The sequence below is a fragment of the Microbacterium sp. genome, from assembly GCF_035556355.1.
Classification (GTDB): domain Bacteria; phylum Actinomycetota; class Actinomycetes; order Actinomycetales; family Microbacteriaceae; genus Microbacterium.
Genome location: NZ_DATMFG010000057.1, coordinates 1 through 16,116, shown reverse-complemented (window position 1 = coordinate 16,116; position 16,116 = coordinate 1). Strand labels below are relative to the sequence as shown.

Genomic DNA, 16,116 nt, shown 5'->3' with positions numbered 1-16,116 from the left:
TCACCGAGGCGCGCGATGCCTCCGCACGAGCCGCGCCACCGCCCGGTACGCGACGCCCACCGCGAGCACGACGACACCCGCCGCGATCGACGGCACGGGAAGCGTGGCCACGAGCACGAGGCATCCGATCATCCCGATCACCGCGAGCCATCGCGGGAAGCGCCGGTCCTCGCGAGGCTGCGTGAAGGCCGACGCGTTCGCGATGAAGTAATAGAGGAGCACGCCGAACGACGAGAAGCCGATCGCGCCGCGCAGGTCGAACGCGAACACGAGTGCGATGACGACGATCCCGAGCACGATCGTCGCGCGGTGCGGCACGCGATACCGCGCGTGCACGCCCGCGAGCCACGACGGAAGGTCGTCGTTGCGTGCCATCGCGAGGGTGGTGCGGCCGACGCCGGCGATGAGGGCGACCAGCGCGCCGAGTGCGGCGAGCGCCGCCCCGACCCCCACCACGACGACCGCCCAGGTCCAGCCGCCCGCGGCGGCGACGTCGGCGAGCGGCGAGGTCGAGCCCTGAAGGGCCTCGGGTCCGAGCACCGCGAGCGCGACGACCCCGAGAACTCCGTACACGACGAGCGTGCCCGCGAGCGCGAGCACGATCGCCCGTGGGATCGTGCGCTGCGGCTCGCGCACCTCCTCGCCCATCGTCGCGATGCGCGCGTAGCCGGCGAACGCGAAGAAGATGAGTCCCGCAGACTGGAGCACGCCGTACCACCCGGCGTCCGCCCAGCCGTCGGTGAGCCGCGACGGGTCGGTGTCGCCGGATGCGAGCCCCGCGACCACGACGAACGCGAGCACCGCGAGCACGACCGTGACGATGACCCTCGTCACACCTGCCGTGCGCGTCACGCCGAAGCCGCTCACCGCCGTCAGCGCCGCGACCGCGAGCGCCGCGACCGGCTCGCTCCACTCGGGCGGCACCGCATACGCGGCGAATGTGATGGCCATCGCGGCGCAGCTCGCGGTCTTGCCGATGACGAAGCTCCACCCGGCGAGGAACCCCGGCCACTCCCCCAGCCGCTCGCGCCCGTAGACGTACGTCCCGCCCGAGGTCGGGTACCGCGCCGCCAGCTGCGCCGACGACGTCGCGTTGCAGAAGGCGACCGCCGCGGCGAGCACGAGGCCGATGAGCAGGCCCGCGCCCGCCGCTTGCGCGGCGGGCGCCCATACCGCGAACACGCCCGCGCCGATCATCGAGCCGAGGCCGATCGCGACGGCGTCGCCCAGCCCGAGGCGGCGGGCGAGGGCGTCGGGTCCGGTCATCCGGGCGTCCCGTCGACGAGGAGGCGCACGGCCGGGACATCCGGCTCGGCCCAGTCGAGCTCGGCGAGCTCGGCGCGCGCGACCCAGCGCAGCTCGTCGTGGTCGGTGCTCTCGACGGGCGCCGGCCCGTCGAGGCGAGCGCGCAGGCAGATGAGACGGATGCCGCCCCCCTCGCCCGGGTCGACGGTCACGAGCTCGCCCATCACCGAGATCGACACGCCGAGCTCCTCCCGGATCTCGCGCACGAGCGCGTCGGCGGGCGATTCGGATGCCTCGACCTTGCCGCCGGGGAACTCCCACCTGCCGGCGGCCGCCTTGCCCGGAGCCCGCCGGCACGCGAGGAACGCGCCGTCGCGCTCGACGACGGCGGCGACGACGTCGATCGTGGGGAGGGCGTCTGGCACGCGCCCATCGTCGCACGCCGGAGGCGTCCGGGAGGGCGGCGCGTGCGAGGTGTGTATCACGCGAAGAATTCAGCAACTCTGTGGTGAACAACGGGTGAAAACAGGGTTTCGGTTGGCCGCAACCGGGAGTAGAGTGACGTTGCGCGCTAGCGATGCTGGGAATCATCGCGCGGGACACCCGAAAGCAAGACCCGCCGCGCATCTGGGGATATCGACCGTCTGACTCGGGCTGACGGGCGAGCACATTTGTCTGGGGACGAAATGCGTGCTGGGGGCACCTCGCACGAGAGTGTCAAGGCGGTCGTCGCATGACGACCTTCGCCGACGACGCTCTCAGTCGACCGATCGCGGCACCTCGCCATGTCGAGGCACCGCTCCGAACACTGATCACGCCTCGCGTGGCACCGGCCGTCGAACGCCGGCAGCTCTGGGAACGCCGCTACCGGCGTCGTCTGTGGGCCGCCGACACGTTCGTCGTCACGGCATCCGCGGGCCTTGCCGCGTGGATCCAGATCGAGATGGCGAACGTCACGATCTCGGATGCTCCGTGGCAGTACGGCCGCGTGTTCCTGATCACCGTGGTGATCTGGATGAGCCTGCTGGCGATGTTCCAGACGCGCGACCGTCGCATCGTGGGGCACGGCACGACGGAGTACCGTCGCGTCGCCCACGCGACGGGCATGGCGTTCGGGATCCTCGCGATCGGGTTCGTGCTGCTGCAGTCCGCGGGCATCCGCATGCAGCTGCTCGTCGCGCTGCCGCTCGGCATGGCGGGCATCGTCTTCGGCCGCTGGGTCTGCCGGCAGTGGCTGAGCGACCAGCGCGCGCAGGGCGACTTCATCTCGCGCGCGGTGGTCATCGGCAACCGCGCGGATGTCGAGTACGTCGTCCGCTCGGTCCACAGCGACTCCCTGCTCGGCTACCGCGTGGTGGGCGTGACGCTCGACGACGACCCCGCCGACGCGCTGAACGTCGAGGGTGAGACGATCCGCGCGACGGGCTCGATGCACACTGCGGCGACTGTGGCGGCCCAACTCGGCGCCGACGCCGTGATCGTCGCGAGCACTCCCGAGGGCGACACCGACTTCCTCAAGCGGCTGAGCTGGCAGCTCGAGGGGACGGCGGCCGAGCTCGTGCTGTCGAACCCGCTCGCCGACGTGGTCGGCCCGCGCATGTCGCTCAAGCCCGTCGAGGGCCTGCCGCTCATCCAGGTCGAGATCCCGACCTTCGAGGGCGGTCGCTACCTGACCAAGCGGCTCATGGACATCGCCATCTCGGCGATCGCGCTGGTGGCCATCGGTCTGCTGACCCCGTTCATCGCGCTCGCGATCAAGCTTGAGGGGCCCGGCCCGGTGTTCTTCCACCAGGAGCGCGTCGGCCGCGACGGCCGCATCTTCCGCATGCACAAGTTCCGCTCGATGACGACCGACGCCGAAGACGCGCGCGGCACGCTCGACGCGATCAACGAGGCATCCGGCCCGCTCTTCAAGATGAAGCAGGACCCGCGGGTCACCCGCGTGGGCGCGATTCTGCGCAAGTTCTCGATCGACGAGCTGCCGCAGTTCTGGAACGTGCTCGTCGGCGAGATGAGCGTCGTGGGTCCGCGGCCGCCGCTGCCGCGCGAGGTCATGTCGTACGACGGCAAGGTCTACCGCCGGCTCTACATCAAGCCCGGCATCACGGGACTGTGGCAGATCAGCGGCCGCAGCGACCTGTCGTGGGACGACACCGTCCGGCTCGACCTGCGCTACGTCGAGAACTGGTCGGTCATCGGCGACCTCGTCATCCTCTGGCGCACGGTCGGATCCGTCATCAAGGCGCGCGGTGCCTACTGATCGCCGCTCTTGATGCGTCGCGGCGAGGCTCCGCGACCACCAGGCCGGGCGGGCGTTGTGTCCCCAAGAGACGCCCGCCCGGCCGCCAAACGGGAACGCGTCAGCGACGCTGACCCACGTTCGAGGCGGATGACGCGGCATCCGCGAACAGCGGTTCGAGCACGTCCGCGTACTGCTCGACCCGGTGGGACCAGTCGGGCACATCGTCCACGGCGATCGTCGGCGCGTTCTCGCGCAAGGTCGCCGCGACTGCCAGCGGGAAATCCGCCTGCGATGCGAGGACGATCCCCTCGCCCTCGAGCTCGCGGAACCCCGCGACCGGCGTGCTCACGATCGGACGGCCGACCGCGCGGTACTCGTACAGCTTGATCGGGTCGAGGCTGTCGGTGAACGCGTCGACGACGTGCGGGACGATGAGCGCGGTCGCGTGCTGCAGGTACGCGGGGACGTCGCGGAACGCGCGCGGCCCGAGGACGGCGACATCCGGATGCGACGCCAGACGCTCCGTGTTGTGCGGGGCGAGCGCGTCGGGCCCGACGAGCACGATCGAGCTGCCGCCGGCCGCGATCGCCTCGGCGGTGCGCACGACGAGGTCGACGTCGAGGCGGTCCTCGTGGAGCGTGCCGACGTAGACGGCCGTCGGCCCGGCGGGAAGGTCGGCCGGGCGCGGCAGCGGTGTGCGATACCGAGCGGTGTCGACGGCGTTCGGGATGAGGACCACGTCCCGCTCCGACCCCCTCGTGCGCTCAAGGCCCGTCGAGCACACCACCACCGCGGCGCACAGGTTCATGAGGATCGCCTCGTTCGCGACGATGCGCCGCCTCTCACGCGCCGGGCGGTCGGCGGCGAGCCAGTCGTCGGTCATGTCGTACACGGCGGGCAGCCCCGTGTGCGCGACGAGCTTCGCCCACCCGGGGTCGTTCACCCACAGGACGGGGCTCGTCATGCCGAGCGCGCGCATCGCGCGTCGCGCCGCCCGCCGCAGGGCCGCGTCGGCGGCGGGCCCCGCGACGCGTGGGAAGAGCTTGTCGGGCTGGAACAGCGACAGCCGTCCGTCATATCCGTCCGCCGTGCGAAGCCCCCGGCCCCGACGGATGCCCCGGCCGGAGAGCGCAGAGTGCAGGAGGTCGTTCGGCGGCTCGACGAACAGCACGCGGAGGGCGGGATCACGCCGCAGCAGGCCGTCGATGAGGTACTGGTTCCGGCGCCACACGTCGTCCCACGCCTCCAGCGAGAAGACGACCAGATCGCGACCCCTCACGACACCACCAGCACGTGCTCGTAGACGCGGCGCGTCTGGGCGACCTGGCGCTCGACCGAGAACCTGCGACGCTGCAGGTCGCGCAGCGCGGCGCCCGCCGCCTCGCGGCGCGCGGGGTCGCGCAGCAGGTCGTCGAGCACTCGTGCGGCGTCGGCCGGGTCGCCCGGCGCGAAGAGCAGGTCGGGTCGGGCGGCCCCGACCGTCTCGAGGTGACCGCCGCCGGCAGCGGCCACGGTCGGCGCGCCCGCCGCCATCGCCTCGAGCACGAGGATCCCGAGACCCTCGCGCGGAGTCGGCGCGATCACGATTCCCGCTTCGGCGAGCAGCGCGGGCACGTCGGAGCGGTGTCCGAGGAACTCGACGCTGCCTGCGACGCCCCGCTCGCGCGCGAGCGCCTCGAGGTCGCCCCGTTCGGATCCGTCGCCCGCGATGCGGAGCTTCCAGCCGGCGGCGGGTCCGCGCGAGAGCGCCCACGCCTCGACGACGTCGGCGGTGTGCTTCTCGGCCTCCAGCCGCTGCGCGGCGAGCACGTACGGGCGGCGCTCGGCAGCCGCATCCGTCGATTCGACCCCGGTGTGGACCACCTCGACGGGAGGCTCGACGTGCTCGGCCACGAACCGCGAGATCGCGATCTGCGCCGCCAGCGACCTGCCGACCGGCCGGAAGACGAGTCGCGAGAGCGGGTTGCTGCCGCGGCGACCGGCGAAGTGCCGCGTGCTCACGTGCTGCGGGCGTCGGTGTCGGCGCAGGTGGAGCCAGCCCACGAGGTCGGCCTGTGACATGTGCGTGTGGAGGATGTCGGGAGGCTCGATGGCCCGAAGCGACGAGAGCGCCGTGCCCATGTCGTCACCCGGAAGCCACTGCACCGACGTCTGCGCGAGGGCGCGCTGCATGTGATCGGCATCTCCTCCGATCACGACGACGTCGTCGCCGGACGAGGCGAGGCCGGACGCCACGGTCACGATGTACCGTTCCACGCCGGCGAAGCCGGTCGAGCACACGAGGTGCACCACCCGCATCTCTCTCCCCCCGATTCACGGACCCCGCGTGAAGTCTATGAGCACGCGCGGCGGCTTTGGTGCGCGCGGCGGTCTGTAGCATGGCGACGTGCGCGTGGCGATGTCGTCGTTTCGATTCAACAACGAAGGCGGCATCGAGCGCGCGTCGTACGAGCTCGCGCAGCGGATGAGCGATCGCGTCGATCTGACGCTCGTCGCGACCGACGTGGCTCCTCCGCCGCCCGAGCCGCTGTCGTGGCTTCGTGTCGAGGCGCGCAGCTCACCGGGCTTCGTCGTGCCGGTGACCTACTCGGCCGCCGCGACCAAGGCGCTCGAGGGCATGGGCTTCGACATCGTGCACAACCAGGGCGGCTGCGCGACGCGACGGCAGGACGTCATCACGGCGCACAGCTGCCACAAGGCGTGGTGGGCGATGAAGTTCCGCAACGGCGAGGTGCTGCGCGCCCTTGCGAACCCCTTCCACCACGCGGTGCTCCAGGTCGAGCAGCGCAACTACCGGCCCGATCGATTCCGTCGTGCGATCGCGGTGTCGCCGACCGTCGCGCGCGAGCTCACGCAGTACTACAAGGTCGATCCGGAACGCATCACGGTGATCCCGAACGCTGTCGACGTGACGCGATTCCAGCCGGCGGATGCCGCGGCCCGCCGCGCGCGCATCCGCGCGCAGCACGGCTACACGGACGACGACGTGGTCCTGCTGTTCGTCGGCAAGGAGTTCCGCCGCAAGGGGCTTCGCGCGATCGTCGACGCGCTCCCCCACCTCCCCGAGGCGGCACGCCTGCTCGTCGTCGGCGGCGACGACGCCGCCCCGTTCCAGGCCCGGGCGCGTGAGCTCGGCGTCGCCGACCGCGTGACGTTCGTCGGGCATTCGCCGGCCGTCGAGGACTACTTCCAGGCGGGGGACGCGTTCGTGTTCCCCACGATCTACGAGCCGTTCGGCCTCGTGCTGCTGGAAGCCGCGGCATCCGGCCTGCCCCTCGTGACGACTCCGCTGGGAGTCGCGGAGGAGTTCGTGCGGGTCGGTGAGAACGGTGCGCTCATCGAGCGCGACGGCGCGTCGATCGCGCGCGCGGTACGGCCCCTCGTCGAGGACCGCGACCTGCGTCGCCGCATGGGCGAACAGGCGCGGCGCGACGCGGGCGGCTACACCTCGTGGGAATCGGTCGCCGACCAGACGATCGCACTGTACGAGCGCGTGCACGAGGAGAAGAAGGCCGGTCACCTGCTGAGCTGACTCAGCCCACGCGCTCGGCGTAGGCGACCGGCCCCTCGCGGAAGATCGCGCGACGCCGGCGAGCCGCTTCGCGCGACGCGCTCGAGCCGATGAACGACCGGATGGTGGCCCCCGCGATCACGCCGGCCCGGAACACCGCCCAGCCCCTCGCCCCGAAGTGCTTGCGCTGATACTTCTCGTTGCTCGCGAAGAACAGTGCTTCGCGGCGGGTGCCGTCGCCGCCCGTGCCTGCCCCGATGTGGGTCGCACGGGCCGGTGCCACCGCGATGTCCCACCCGGCGTCGCGGGCCCGCTTCTGCCAGTCCACTTCCTCGGCGTAGAGGAAGAACTGCTCGTCGAAGAAGCCGATCTCCGCGATCGCCTCCGACCGTAGGAGGAGGACCGAGCCGATCGCGAATCCTTTCGCTCGATCGAAGCGACCGAGGCCGAGCGCGTCGATCCATGCCCGCGCGGGACTCGGGAAGGGCCACCACACGCGCACAGGGCGACCTGTGTCGGGTTCTGTCTGAGTGGCGCCGACCGCGGCGAAGCGAGGCGAATCGTGCAGAGCCGCGTGCATGACCTCGACGTCGTCGGGTGAGATGCGTGCGTCGGGGTTCAGGAGCAGGACGTCGTCGTCGGCGAGACCGCGCTCCGCGAGCGAGCGCAGCGCGACGTTGACCCCGGCGCCGAACCCGAGGTTGCGTCCCGGATCGATGTAATGGGCGCCCCGCCGTTCAGCCATGGCCTGCGTCTCGGGTGACGACGAATTGTCGACGATCGTGACCGGGAACCGCCCCTCGAGTGCGTCGAGCGCCCCGTCGAGCAGATCGGGATCGCCATAGGCCACCGCGACCACATGCGGCAGGCGGTGTTCTCCGGCGTCATGTTCGGGCACGATCTCACGGTAGAAGGCGAGTTGCTGCTCTGCGACCCGCTCCCATGTGAACTCCTGAGCGCGCGTCAGTCCAGTCTCGCGCAACGCTGACCATCGAGCGGGCTCGAGCGCCTCGTCGAGTGCGGTGCGCAGTGCGTCGGCGTCGCCCGGCGTAACGAGGAGCCCGGCATCCGCCACGACGTCGGGGATCGCGCCGCTGCGGCTCGCCACAACGGGCACACCGGCCGCCATCGCCTCGACCGCGACCCTGCAGAACTGCTCGAGCCAGCCCGGCCACGGAATCGACGGCACCACGATCACGTCGGCTCGCCGGTATCGCTCGGCCAGGTCGGCATCCTGTGCGAACCCGAGGAACGCGACGCGGTCGGCGATGCCGAGCTCGGACGCCAGGGCCTCCAGATGAGCGCGATGCGGACCGTCGCCGGTCAGCTCGATGCGCCACCCGGGCCGATCGGCAACGGCCCGCAACAGCGTGTCGACGCCCTTGTACGGTTCGAGGCGACCGACGTACGCGATGACGGGCACGCTGCGTGGCGCGGACGCCTCACGCGGAGAGAACCGCGACGTGTCGACCCCCAGCGGGATGTACCGGATCGGCCCTCGTAGGCCCTTCCGGTGGAGGATGGCGCCCGCCTCGCGGTTGCACACGTACGCGCCGGATGCCCCGCGCAGCGCGGCGCGCTCGAGCCAGCGGAAGGGCACAGGGTATCGCTTGTCGATGTTCTGCGCCGAGTAGAGGACGTAGGGGATACGATTCCGGCTGAGCCGTCGGAGCAGGAGGATCTCGGCCGTCGCGAGCGCAACCGGCTCCTCGTGCAGATCGAGGAGGTCGACCGGACCCCCGAGCAGCCTCCAAATCGGGCGAGGGGCGTAGACGAAGGCATTGGGGTGTCGCCCCAAAGTCCTCGCCCCGGTCACGAAGCCATCGACACCGGGGTCCAATACGATGTCTCGACCACCCTCGTTCCAGCGCTTCGCCGACACGAGGCGAACGTCCGCCCCGAGCGTGCGCAACGCACGCTCGCGCTCCCGCCACGCCGACACGACTGCGTGGTGCGCGACGCGCAGAACTCTCACTGCGACCTCCCCCGCGAAAGCCTAGCGAGTCGGCGCGCTGATCCGCGTCGGCGTCAACGGCGCGGTGCGGCGCCGCCACGGAGCCGGCGTCCAACGCCGTCGACGAGCCCTCGCGGCGCCGTTCGGAGGGCCCAGAGCAGTTCCGCAGCAGCATCGAGCGGATGTCGTGAGACGAGTGCGGCCTTCGCGCTGCGCGCAGCGCTCCACCACGCGAAGCGGTCGTTCTTGCGGATGCTCTCGTCGAGCGCCGCCACGAGGTCTCCATCGTCGCGCGCGACGGCGGCCTCACGGTGTTGCCGAAGGATCCCGTCGATCGCCCGGACGAGTTCGCGGTATCGCGACGTGACGTTGGCGCCATGTGCGCGGTAGTCAACGAGGACGCGAGGCTCGAACACGATAGAGCCACGCTCGGCGAGCCGCAGCAGGAGATCAAAGTCCTCACCGAGCCGGAGCACGGGATCGAATCCTCCTGCATCGTCGAATGCGCGCTTACTCACCATGAGGTTGGGAAGAAGGATCCCGGTTGTCCGACGCGCGATATCCAGGCGTCCACCGATCGCGCGCTGGTCGGATTCCACAAGCACTGCGCCGTGCTCATCGATCGTCCGGAGTCCGCAGTATGACGCCACCGCCTCAGGGTGCTCGCGAAGACGGGCCAACTGCGCCGCCAATCGTTCCGGATGCCAGCGGTCGTCGTCATCGAGGAACGCCAGCCACTCGCCCTCCGCGAGCTGAACGGCCGCATTGCGGGCGGCGGCCGGCCCGGCCGGCTCCTGACGGATGAGCGTCGACCGGGGAACGGACCCGACTGCGCGAGCCACAGCCCCGGGGTCCGGTGAGCCGTCATCCACGGCGATCAGCTCGAATCGCGGCTCCGTCTGAGCGGCGAGCGACGACAGCGCTTCATCGAGAAACTCACCCGCTCGGTTCGTGGCCATCACGACCGTGACAAGCGGTCGCAGCATCCCCATGCGGGGAGCCTACCAACCGGAGTCGTTCAGTCCGGGGTAGACCTCTGCGTCGTGAACGCGGACCCAATCGACCTGGAGGTGTGCGGGGAATGGCGTCGTCTCATCGACAGCGCTTCCCCAGTCACCGCCGATGGCGAGGTTGATCACGATATTCGCAGGGTGGTCCAGCGACCACACTTCGTCCTCCGCCAGCTCGGAGCGTTCGATCCGACCGCGCTCCTCTCCATCGAGCAGGAACACAACGGCATCCGGCCGCCACTCCACTCCATAGACGTGCCAATCACCACCCCACGGCTCGCCGGTGGTCGATGCGCCGATGCTGCGGCTCCACGGCTCGCCATCGGTCCGCGCGCCCCACACGGCCGAGTTCAGGTCGAGTGTCTTGTCGAGAAGCTCCATGATGTCGATCTCGCCCACGTCGGGCCATGATTGCGTAGGCGACTCGACGCCGTACAGCCAGAATGCCGACCAGAAGCCGTTCCCGATCGGCGCTTTGATCCGCGCCTCGAACCGCCCGTATCGGAATGCGTCGTTGCTGTACAGCCGCGCCGATGTGTACTCGGCGCGATTGCCCTGGGAGTCCTCGGCCGGTTCGCGTCTCGCGGTGATGGTGAGTATCCCGTTCGCGATCATGGCGTTCTCCGGTCTGTCGGTGTACGCCTGCAACTCATTGTTTCCCCAGCCGTGAGCACCCTGTGCGAATCGCCACCTGTCGTCGCCCAGTGGGCGGGCAAACTCATCGGCCCATGCGAGACCCGACCTCACTTTCGCTTCGCTCGGCGTTGGCGAGGGGGCGGGCACTGCTCCCGTCTCGACGATCGTCGGTTCGCCGGTGGCCGCTCCGTGTGCGACGCAACCCACGAGGCCACACGCGAGGAGAAGAAGCACTACTGGGTGCGCGCGCCGCGTGGAACGACGCTTGACGGCTGCACTTCCCATCTCACCAAAGTACGCCGCGCTGCGTTCGAAAACGCCCACGGCTCGACCTAGAATACAATCGCCTTGCCGGCACGCAGGGGGTGGGGGACGCGGATGTCGCAGGGTCTCGCAGTGAGCGTCGTGATGCCTGCGAAAAACGCAGCCGCGACGATCGACGCGCAGCTCGATGCGCTGTCGCGGCAGCACATCGACGAGCGCTGGGAGGTCGTGATCTGCGACAACGGCTCGAGCGACGACACTGTCTCCATCGCGAAGTCGTGGCACGATCGACTCCCTTCGCTGCGTATCATCGACGCGTCGGAAGCACGCGGAGCCGGCGCTACACGGAACCTCGGTGTACGCGCCGCCCGAGGTCGGATCATCGCGTTCTGCGACGCGGATGATCTCGTGTCGGATGGCTGGCTGGCCGCCATCGCTGAGGGGATGACCACCCACGCCTTCGCGGCGTGCCTCTGGGAGATGTCCCTCCTCAACCACCATCGCCCGAGCGGCCTCACACAGGGGCCAACGTTCAGGATGTCCACGCTCTCGCAGTTCCCCTTCGCGGGAGCAGGTGCGATGGCGATTCGGCGCGACACATTCCTCGCGATCGGCGGATTCGACACGAGGCTCCCCATCGGCGAGGACGTGGACCTGAGCTGGCGGGTACAGCTCGCTGGCACACCGTTGGTGGAGCTCCCGGACGCCGTCGTCCACATCCGTGAGCGCAGCGGTCTCGTGGCGACCCTCCGCCAGTGGTACGCCTACGGCCGCGCCGAACGGCAACTGCGGGTCAAGTTCGCGGCTGTTCCGACCGAACACGCCCCATTGCCGAAGGAACCGTCGAGGGTCGCGCAAGTTGTCGGCGACTCCGTGTCGCGAAAACTCAGGAAGGCCTGGCGTGTGCGCGGCTGGCGTGACGTCGCGCCCTTCCTGCAACGTCGCGCGCGATGGCTCGGACTACGCTGGGGCGCCATCGACACCACCCTCGAGCCGTATGCCGGTCCGGGGGCAGAGCTGGCCGAGCAATCGTGACAGAGCCCATCGCCAGCGTCATCATCCCGGCGTGGAACGCCGCAGACACGATCGACGCGCAACTTGCCGCGATCACAGCGCAGAAGTCCGACGTCGCATGGGAGGCACTCGTCTGCGACAACGGGTCGACGGATTCCACGCCTGACCGGGTCCGCAACTGGTCCATGCGTGACTCCCGCGTGCGGCTCGTGGACGCGTCTGCACGCCGCGGCCCGTCTGCAGCGAGGAACCTCGGTGCTCTCGAGGCCCACGGCCGAGTCATCCTGTTCTGCGATGCTGACGACGTCGTCGCTGACGGATGGATTGCGGCACTCCTGCGAGCCCTCGATGGTCATGACATCGCCGCGGGCGAACTGGAGGGCCGCTCCCTCAACACCGGCAGTCGGTACTCGGTGAGCTGGGAGGTCTCGGGCGACATACGGCTGCCGTTCTGGCCGCGATTCCCCGCGGGCGGTTCGGGAAACCTTGGAGTGCGCACGAACGTTTTCCGAGCGCTCGGTGGGTTCGACGAACTCCTCCGCACCGGTGAAGACGTCGACTTCTGTTGGCGCGCCCAGCTCGCGGGCTACCGCTTCGTGCGTGCGCGAGACGCTCTCGTCCATTGCCGCCAGCGCGACGGCCTGCTTGCGGTCTACCGCCAGGCCGTGGCATACGGAGAAGGCAACCGAGCGCTGCGAGCGAAGTACTCCGCGATTGCAGCGGCAGATCCGGATGCCGCGACCGTGGCTGACCAACAGAGATCCGCACTACCCGATCCGCCTGTCGAGCCGACCCCGGCGAGGTCGCTCCTCTCGCGGATCGCGCGACTAGCCACTCCCCAGGGAATGGCCGACCTCGCCTGGCGCATAGGGGAGGCACGCGGCCGGCACCGGGAGCCGGGCCAGAGTATCGAGCCGCTCGACCCGCGTCTTCTCGCCGGCCGCGACGTGGCACGCGGATCCCTCAACATGCGTCAATAACGCACGAATGAACGCACGCTGGTGTGATCCCGCATGAGATCCGAGACTGTCGCGAGCTCGAACCCGCGATCGCCGATCCCGTCCAACACCTGTCGTAGCACTTCGGCTCGGTCGAACTCCGGCAGCCTTTCACCGGGCTGCGCCGTTTCCGGGTCACCTCGATCGTCGTGCAAGAGGAGGATGGCGCCTGGGAACACCCCCGCTAGCGATCGCGCGGCGATCGCCGACTCGTCGTCGTGGAGCCAGTCGACGGCGTCTCCCGACCAGATCACAAGGTCAAGACCCAATGCCCGTATGCCGAGGGCCTGAGTCAGTGTATGGCGCCCATATGGAGGTCGGTACGTACGGACCCGCCGTTGCGCGACGTCTTCCACGCGGGCCTTGGCATCACGAATGCGTCGAAACGCCTCGTTTGCGTTCATAGTCAGGAGGTCCTGGTGGTCGTCGCCGTGCAATGCCAGCTCGTGACCCTCCGCCACGATGCGCGCGGTGATCTCGGGGTGCAATGCGACCTGGCGGCCCAACACGAAGAACGTCGCCCTTTTGCCCCGCTCGGCGAGCAGGTCCAGGATGCGCGGTGTGTGCTCCGGGTGAGGACCGTCGTCGTACGTCAGCGCGAGCAGCTGCTCGGTCGTGTCGACGCAGAAGACACCGAGCGGCCTGCTGACGAATGCGGGGACGATGCGCGGCAGTGCGTGTTTGGCGGCGAAGTCACCTCCGCGCAGATCCGGAGTGCCCCACACATCATCCGGACGAACGACGACCGACCGCATCCTGTCTCCTCCCCCGCCGCCTGAGTCTAGCCCCGCATCCGCGCGCCTCTCACACGGCGTCTCGGCGTCCGAGGTATTCCTCGGCGATGCGCGCCGGCAGTTGCGGCATTGTGCGATCGACGCGACCGAACGCGTGTCCGAGCGCCGTCCCGGCCACGGTCGCGAGCGTGCGTGTCAGACGCAGGTAGGTGCGAAGCGCGAAGTCAGCGGCAGCCGCAGGGCTTGCGAAGGATCGGAGTACGCGCTGGATGCGCGACTGACCGACCGGGCCCGGCGCGGTGTCGGCATCCGACGCGTCCGCCTCCGGCTCCGGCTCGGGCTCGGGCTCCGGCGGCAGCTCACGCGGAAGGCGGGCGAGCGCATCGATGACGTGCTGGAATTTGTGCTGCACCTGCCGATCGCCCTTGCCCCACGCAAATGCCTGGCGGAAGATTCTGATGAGGCCGGAGCGAGGTGTGATGTCGATCACAGCCTCCGGATGTGGGACGAGCGCGTAACCGGCGAGTTGGACGCGCCACGACAGGTCGTCGTCCTCGCACGTCGTGAGAGATTCGTCGAACCCGCCAACGTGCCGGAAGACGTCCGTGTGGATCGCCATGTGGCCCGCGCCGACGATAGGGAAATACTCCAACACCGGCACCTTATGCGTGATGACGGTGATGTACGCCGGGTTGCGTTCCGTCGAGTAGAACGCGGGGTAACGCGCCGCCACACCGATGAACGCGTCGTTCTGCAGCGCCGCGACCACCTTGGGCAGCCAGTCGTCCGCGACGATGTCATCGGCATCGCAAAAGGCGAGATAGCGCCCCCGGGCGGACTCGACACCGATGTTCCGCGCTGCGCTCGGACCGCGCCTGGCTGATGCGTCGACAACGCGGATAGGGAGCCGGTCCGACCAGCTTTCGGCCACCGCCGCCGTCGCGTCAGTCGATCCGTTGTCGCACACCAGAAGCTCCCATTCGAAGTCGACCTGCTGGCGCGCGAGCGCAGCGAGTTGCCGTTCGATGACGTCAGCCGCGTTGTACGCCGGCAGCACAACGCTGACGAGAGGTGTCTCCGGAAGGATCGATGACGACTCGACCTTCATTGGCGGCCTCCCAACTAGAGCCCCATGTCATCGGGCGGCGGATGTCTGTGCAGGCGGATCGCTGCGGTCAGGTTAGCGAAACAAGATGCAGGAGGTTCAATCGCGCCCGATCAGCGGCTTGACAGTCTTCGCAACGCGATGGCGCAGGCTGCGGTACAGCCGAACCACGCGCGCCAGCAGGTCGTCGGCCACTGTGAGCGGATGACGTGCCGCATGGAGCCAAGGTTGCCGCGCGACCCACACGTCGGCGAACGAACGCCGATCGGGGTAAATGGCCGCGGACTGATCCGCCCCAGCGCCGAGTGCAGGGTCGAGAGGGAGCCGCGGAGTCGACTCAGAACGAAGGAGCATCATCTCGACGATTCGGCCGATCGTGCCGACTCCGAATCGCGAGAAGTCGTCATCCATCGAGTCGATGAAGCCGAAACGCGCTGCACCGGAACGCACCGAGAGCGCCAAGTAAAGAAGGCGATCAGCGCACGTGAGGGAGATCGCACGAGCGTCACCGTCATCGATGAACCCCTGCATCATCGCGCTGAACCAGGATGCGTCAACCGGATCCAGGAGGAACGCCTCACCGCCGCGACTTCGATCCCCTTTCCAACCCGACGCCTGAAAGTTGAGGAAGTCCGTCAGAGTCCCGGAGTCGGGTGTCCACAATCGCGCAGTGATAGGCGCGCCGGCCTCCCGCTCAAGTGATCGCATGCGGCGGCGCAAGGACTTCCTTCGCGAGGCGCTCAGGTGGTCGGCAGCATCGACGATGTCGATGACATCGACGCTCGGAGTCCCGCTTGGACTCCCAACCGACCGGTCGACGGCAGATTGGAATTGATTCTCGACGAGCAGCGACCTTTGGTGCGCCAAGGCTTCTGCGAGCACCCCGTCGGACGGAAAGAAGCGTAATTGGGCCCACAACGGCATTCCCCGGCGGCGCAGGGCGGCGAGGATCGCATCGACGATCTCGGCAGGGTTCTGCGCGGCGACGAGCGGGTGGTGGCGATCGGCGTGATCGTTCAGGAACGGCGTCGCCGTCGTGGCGAGACTCAGCGGAATGTAGCGCCAAGGCCTCAGCCGCGCGTACGCGAGGAAGCCCACCATGCGGCCTTCACGTTCCACGATGACGGCCCTCATCCCCGCGGCGTAGGGGTGATGTGCTACGGCCGGCATCAGGAAGCGCGGGTCGAGGCAGAAGTTCGGCTCAACTGCTTCGTGCGCGAGTTGACGCCAACGCTGGATCTCCTCTGCGGTGAGATCCGCGACGGTTGCGTCCAATAGCGTGGTGTACGGATCGGGTGACCGTGTCGCTGCGGACGTAGCGACGGTCACCGCGTGATCCTTCGAGAGAACTCTTCACATCCATCTCGAAAGGAACCACGACGATGACCGTCGCACCCCACGAT

At 69.1% G+C, this 16,116-nt stretch carries 14 protein-coding genes; 4 read left to right on the top strand and 10 right to left on the bottom strand.

Features of this window, described 5'->3' with window-relative positions; genetic code table 11:
- Together VNR19_RS16155 and VNR19_RS16150 are read right to left on the bottom strand one after the other, a co-directional pair.
- Entirely contained in the window at positions 1-1,266 is a 1,266-nt protein-coding gene (locus VNR19_RS16155; protein ID WP_325728301.1) for an APC family permease, read from the bottom strand.
- The gene (locus VNR19_RS16150) at positions 1,263-1,670 is read right to left on the bottom strand and encodes a (deoxy)nucleoside triphosphate pyrophosphohydrolase (RefSeq protein ID WP_325728300.1); all 408 of its coding nucleotides are present in this window, start codon (positions 1,668-1,670) and stop codon (positions 1,263-1,265) included. The genes VNR19_RS16155 and VNR19_RS16150 overlap by 4 nt, the downstream gene beginning before the upstream one ends.
- A 308-nt stretch (positions 1,671-1,978) precedes the next feature.
- Here VNR19_RS16150 and VNR19_RS16145 point away from each other — a divergent pair, with 308 nt between their 5' ends.
- Positions 1,979-3,505, top strand: a complete 1,527-nt coding sequence (locus tag VNR19_RS16145) for a sugar transferase (RefSeq protein WP_325728299.1) — start codon at positions 1,979-1,981, stop codon at positions 3,503-3,505.
- Positions 3,506-3,605: 100 nt separating this feature from the next.
- Here the strand turns inward: VNR19_RS16145 and VNR19_RS16140 are convergent, their stop codons facing one another.
- Both VNR19_RS16140 and VNR19_RS16135 read right to left on the bottom strand, forming a co-directional pair.
- Positions 3,606-4,766 (bottom strand): glycosyltransferase, encoded by a 1,161-nt coding sequence (locus VNR19_RS16140; protein WP_325728298.1) that lies wholly within the window; start codon positions 4,764-4,766, stop codon positions 3,606-3,608.
- Positions 4,763-5,785 carry a glycosyltransferase family 4 protein gene (locus VNR19_RS16135; RefSeq protein ID WP_325728297.1) on the bottom strand — a complete coding sequence of 341 codons (1,023 nt, stop codon included), beginning with the start codon at positions 5,783-5,785 and terminating at the stop codon, positions 4,763-4,765. Before VNR19_RS16135 ends, VNR19_RS16140 begins: the two co-directional genes overlap by 4 nt.
- An 88-nt stretch (positions 5,786-5,873) precedes the next feature.
- Between VNR19_RS16135 and VNR19_RS16130 the strand changes: the two genes are divergently transcribed.
- Entirely contained in the window at positions 5,874-7,019 is a 1,146-nt protein-coding gene (locus tag VNR19_RS16130; RefSeq protein WP_325728296.1) for a glycosyltransferase family 4 protein, read from the top strand.
- A 1-nt stretch (position 7,020) separates the two neighbouring features.
- Here VNR19_RS16130 and VNR19_RS16125 read toward each other — a convergent pair whose 3' ends face one another.
- Genes VNR19_RS16125 through VNR19_RS16115 form a run of 3 tightly spaced genes read right to left on the bottom strand, consistent with a single transcriptional unit; the run spans position 7,021 to position 10,922 of the window.
- Positions 7,021-8,973 (bottom strand): glycosyltransferase, encoded by a 1,953-nt coding sequence (locus tag VNR19_RS16125; protein ID WP_325728295.1) that lies wholly within the window; start codon positions 8,971-8,973, stop codon positions 7,021-7,023.
- 53 nt (positions 8,974-9,026) lie between these two features.
- Complete coding sequence (locus VNR19_RS16120; RefSeq protein WP_325728294.1) at positions 9,027-9,944, bottom strand: glycosyltransferase family 2 protein; 918 nt, start codon at positions 9,942-9,944, stop codon at positions 9,027-9,029.
- 9 nt (positions 9,945-9,953) lie between these two features.
- The gene (locus tag VNR19_RS16115) at positions 9,954-10,922 is read right to left on the bottom strand and encodes a glycoside hydrolase family 16 protein (RefSeq protein WP_325728293.1); all 969 of its coding nucleotides are present in this window, start codon (positions 10,920-10,922) and stop codon (positions 9,954-9,956) included.
- 72 nt (positions 10,923-10,994) lie between these two features.
- Here VNR19_RS16115 and VNR19_RS16110 point away from each other — a divergent pair, with 72 nt between their 5' ends.
- Complete coding sequence (locus VNR19_RS16110) at positions 10,995-11,897, top strand: glycosyltransferase family 2 protein (protein WP_325728292.1); 903 nt, start codon at positions 10,995-10,997, stop codon at positions 11,895-11,897.
- Positions 11,894-12,856 (top strand): glycosyltransferase family 2 protein, encoded by a 963-nt coding sequence (locus VNR19_RS16105; RefSeq protein ID WP_325728291.1) that lies wholly within the window; start codon positions 11,894-11,896, stop codon positions 12,854-12,856. Before VNR19_RS16110 ends, VNR19_RS16105 begins: the two co-directional genes overlap by 4 nt.
- On the opposite strand, the gene VNR19_RS16100 is transcribed toward VNR19_RS16105, so the two are convergent.
- The 3 genes from VNR19_RS16100 to VNR19_RS16090 all read right to left on the bottom strand — a co-directional run bounded on the left by VNR19_RS16100 (position 12,850) and on the right by VNR19_RS16090 (position 16,042).
- Positions 12,850-13,629, bottom strand: a complete 780-nt coding sequence (locus tag VNR19_RS16100) for a polysaccharide deacetylase family protein (protein WP_325728290.1) — start codon at positions 13,627-13,629, stop codon at positions 12,850-12,852. The two genes, VNR19_RS16105 and VNR19_RS16100, sit on opposite strands and share 7 nt — an antisense overlap.
- 49 nt (positions 13,630-13,678) lie before the next feature.
- Positions 13,679-14,716: a glycosyltransferase family 2 protein gene (locus tag VNR19_RS16095; protein ID WP_325728289.1), complete on the bottom strand. Its 1,038-nt coding sequence runs from the start codon at positions 14,714-14,716 to the stop codon at positions 13,679-13,681.
- Between the two features lie 96 nt (positions 14,717-14,812).
- Positions 14,813-16,042, bottom strand: coding sequence for a GNAT family N-acetyltransferase (locus VNR19_RS16090; RefSeq protein WP_325728288.1), 1,230 nt, complete (start codon positions 16,040-16,042; stop codon positions 14,813-14,815).
- Positions 16,043-16,116: the final 74 nt, after the last annotated feature.

Bases quoted from the DNA above. Each gene is read 5' to 3' on its own strand.
- VNR19_RS16095 (WP_325728289.1), bottom strand. From the start codon at position 14,716: ATGAAGGTCGAGTCGTCATCGATCCTTCCGGAGACACCTCTCGTCAGC.
- VNR19_RS16135 (WP_325728297.1), bottom strand. From the start codon at position 5,785: ATGCGGGTGGTGCACCTCGTGTGCTCGACCGGCTTCGCCGGCGTGGAA.
- VNR19_RS16120 (WP_325728294.1), bottom strand. From the start codon at position 9,944: ATGGGGATGCTGCGACCGCTTGTCACGGTCGTGATGGCCACGAACCGA.
- VNR19_RS16100 (WP_325728290.1), bottom strand. From the start codon at position 13,629: ATGCGGTCGGTCGTCGTTCGTCCGGATGATGTGTGGGGCACTCCGGAT.
- VNR19_RS16145 (WP_325728299.1), top strand. From the start codon at position 1,979: ATGACGACCTTCGCCGACGACGCTCTCAGTCGACCGATCGCGGCACCT.
- VNR19_RS16155 (WP_325728301.1), bottom strand. From the start codon at position 1,266: ATGACCGGACCCGACGCCCTCGCCCGCCGCCTCGGGCTGGGCGACGCC.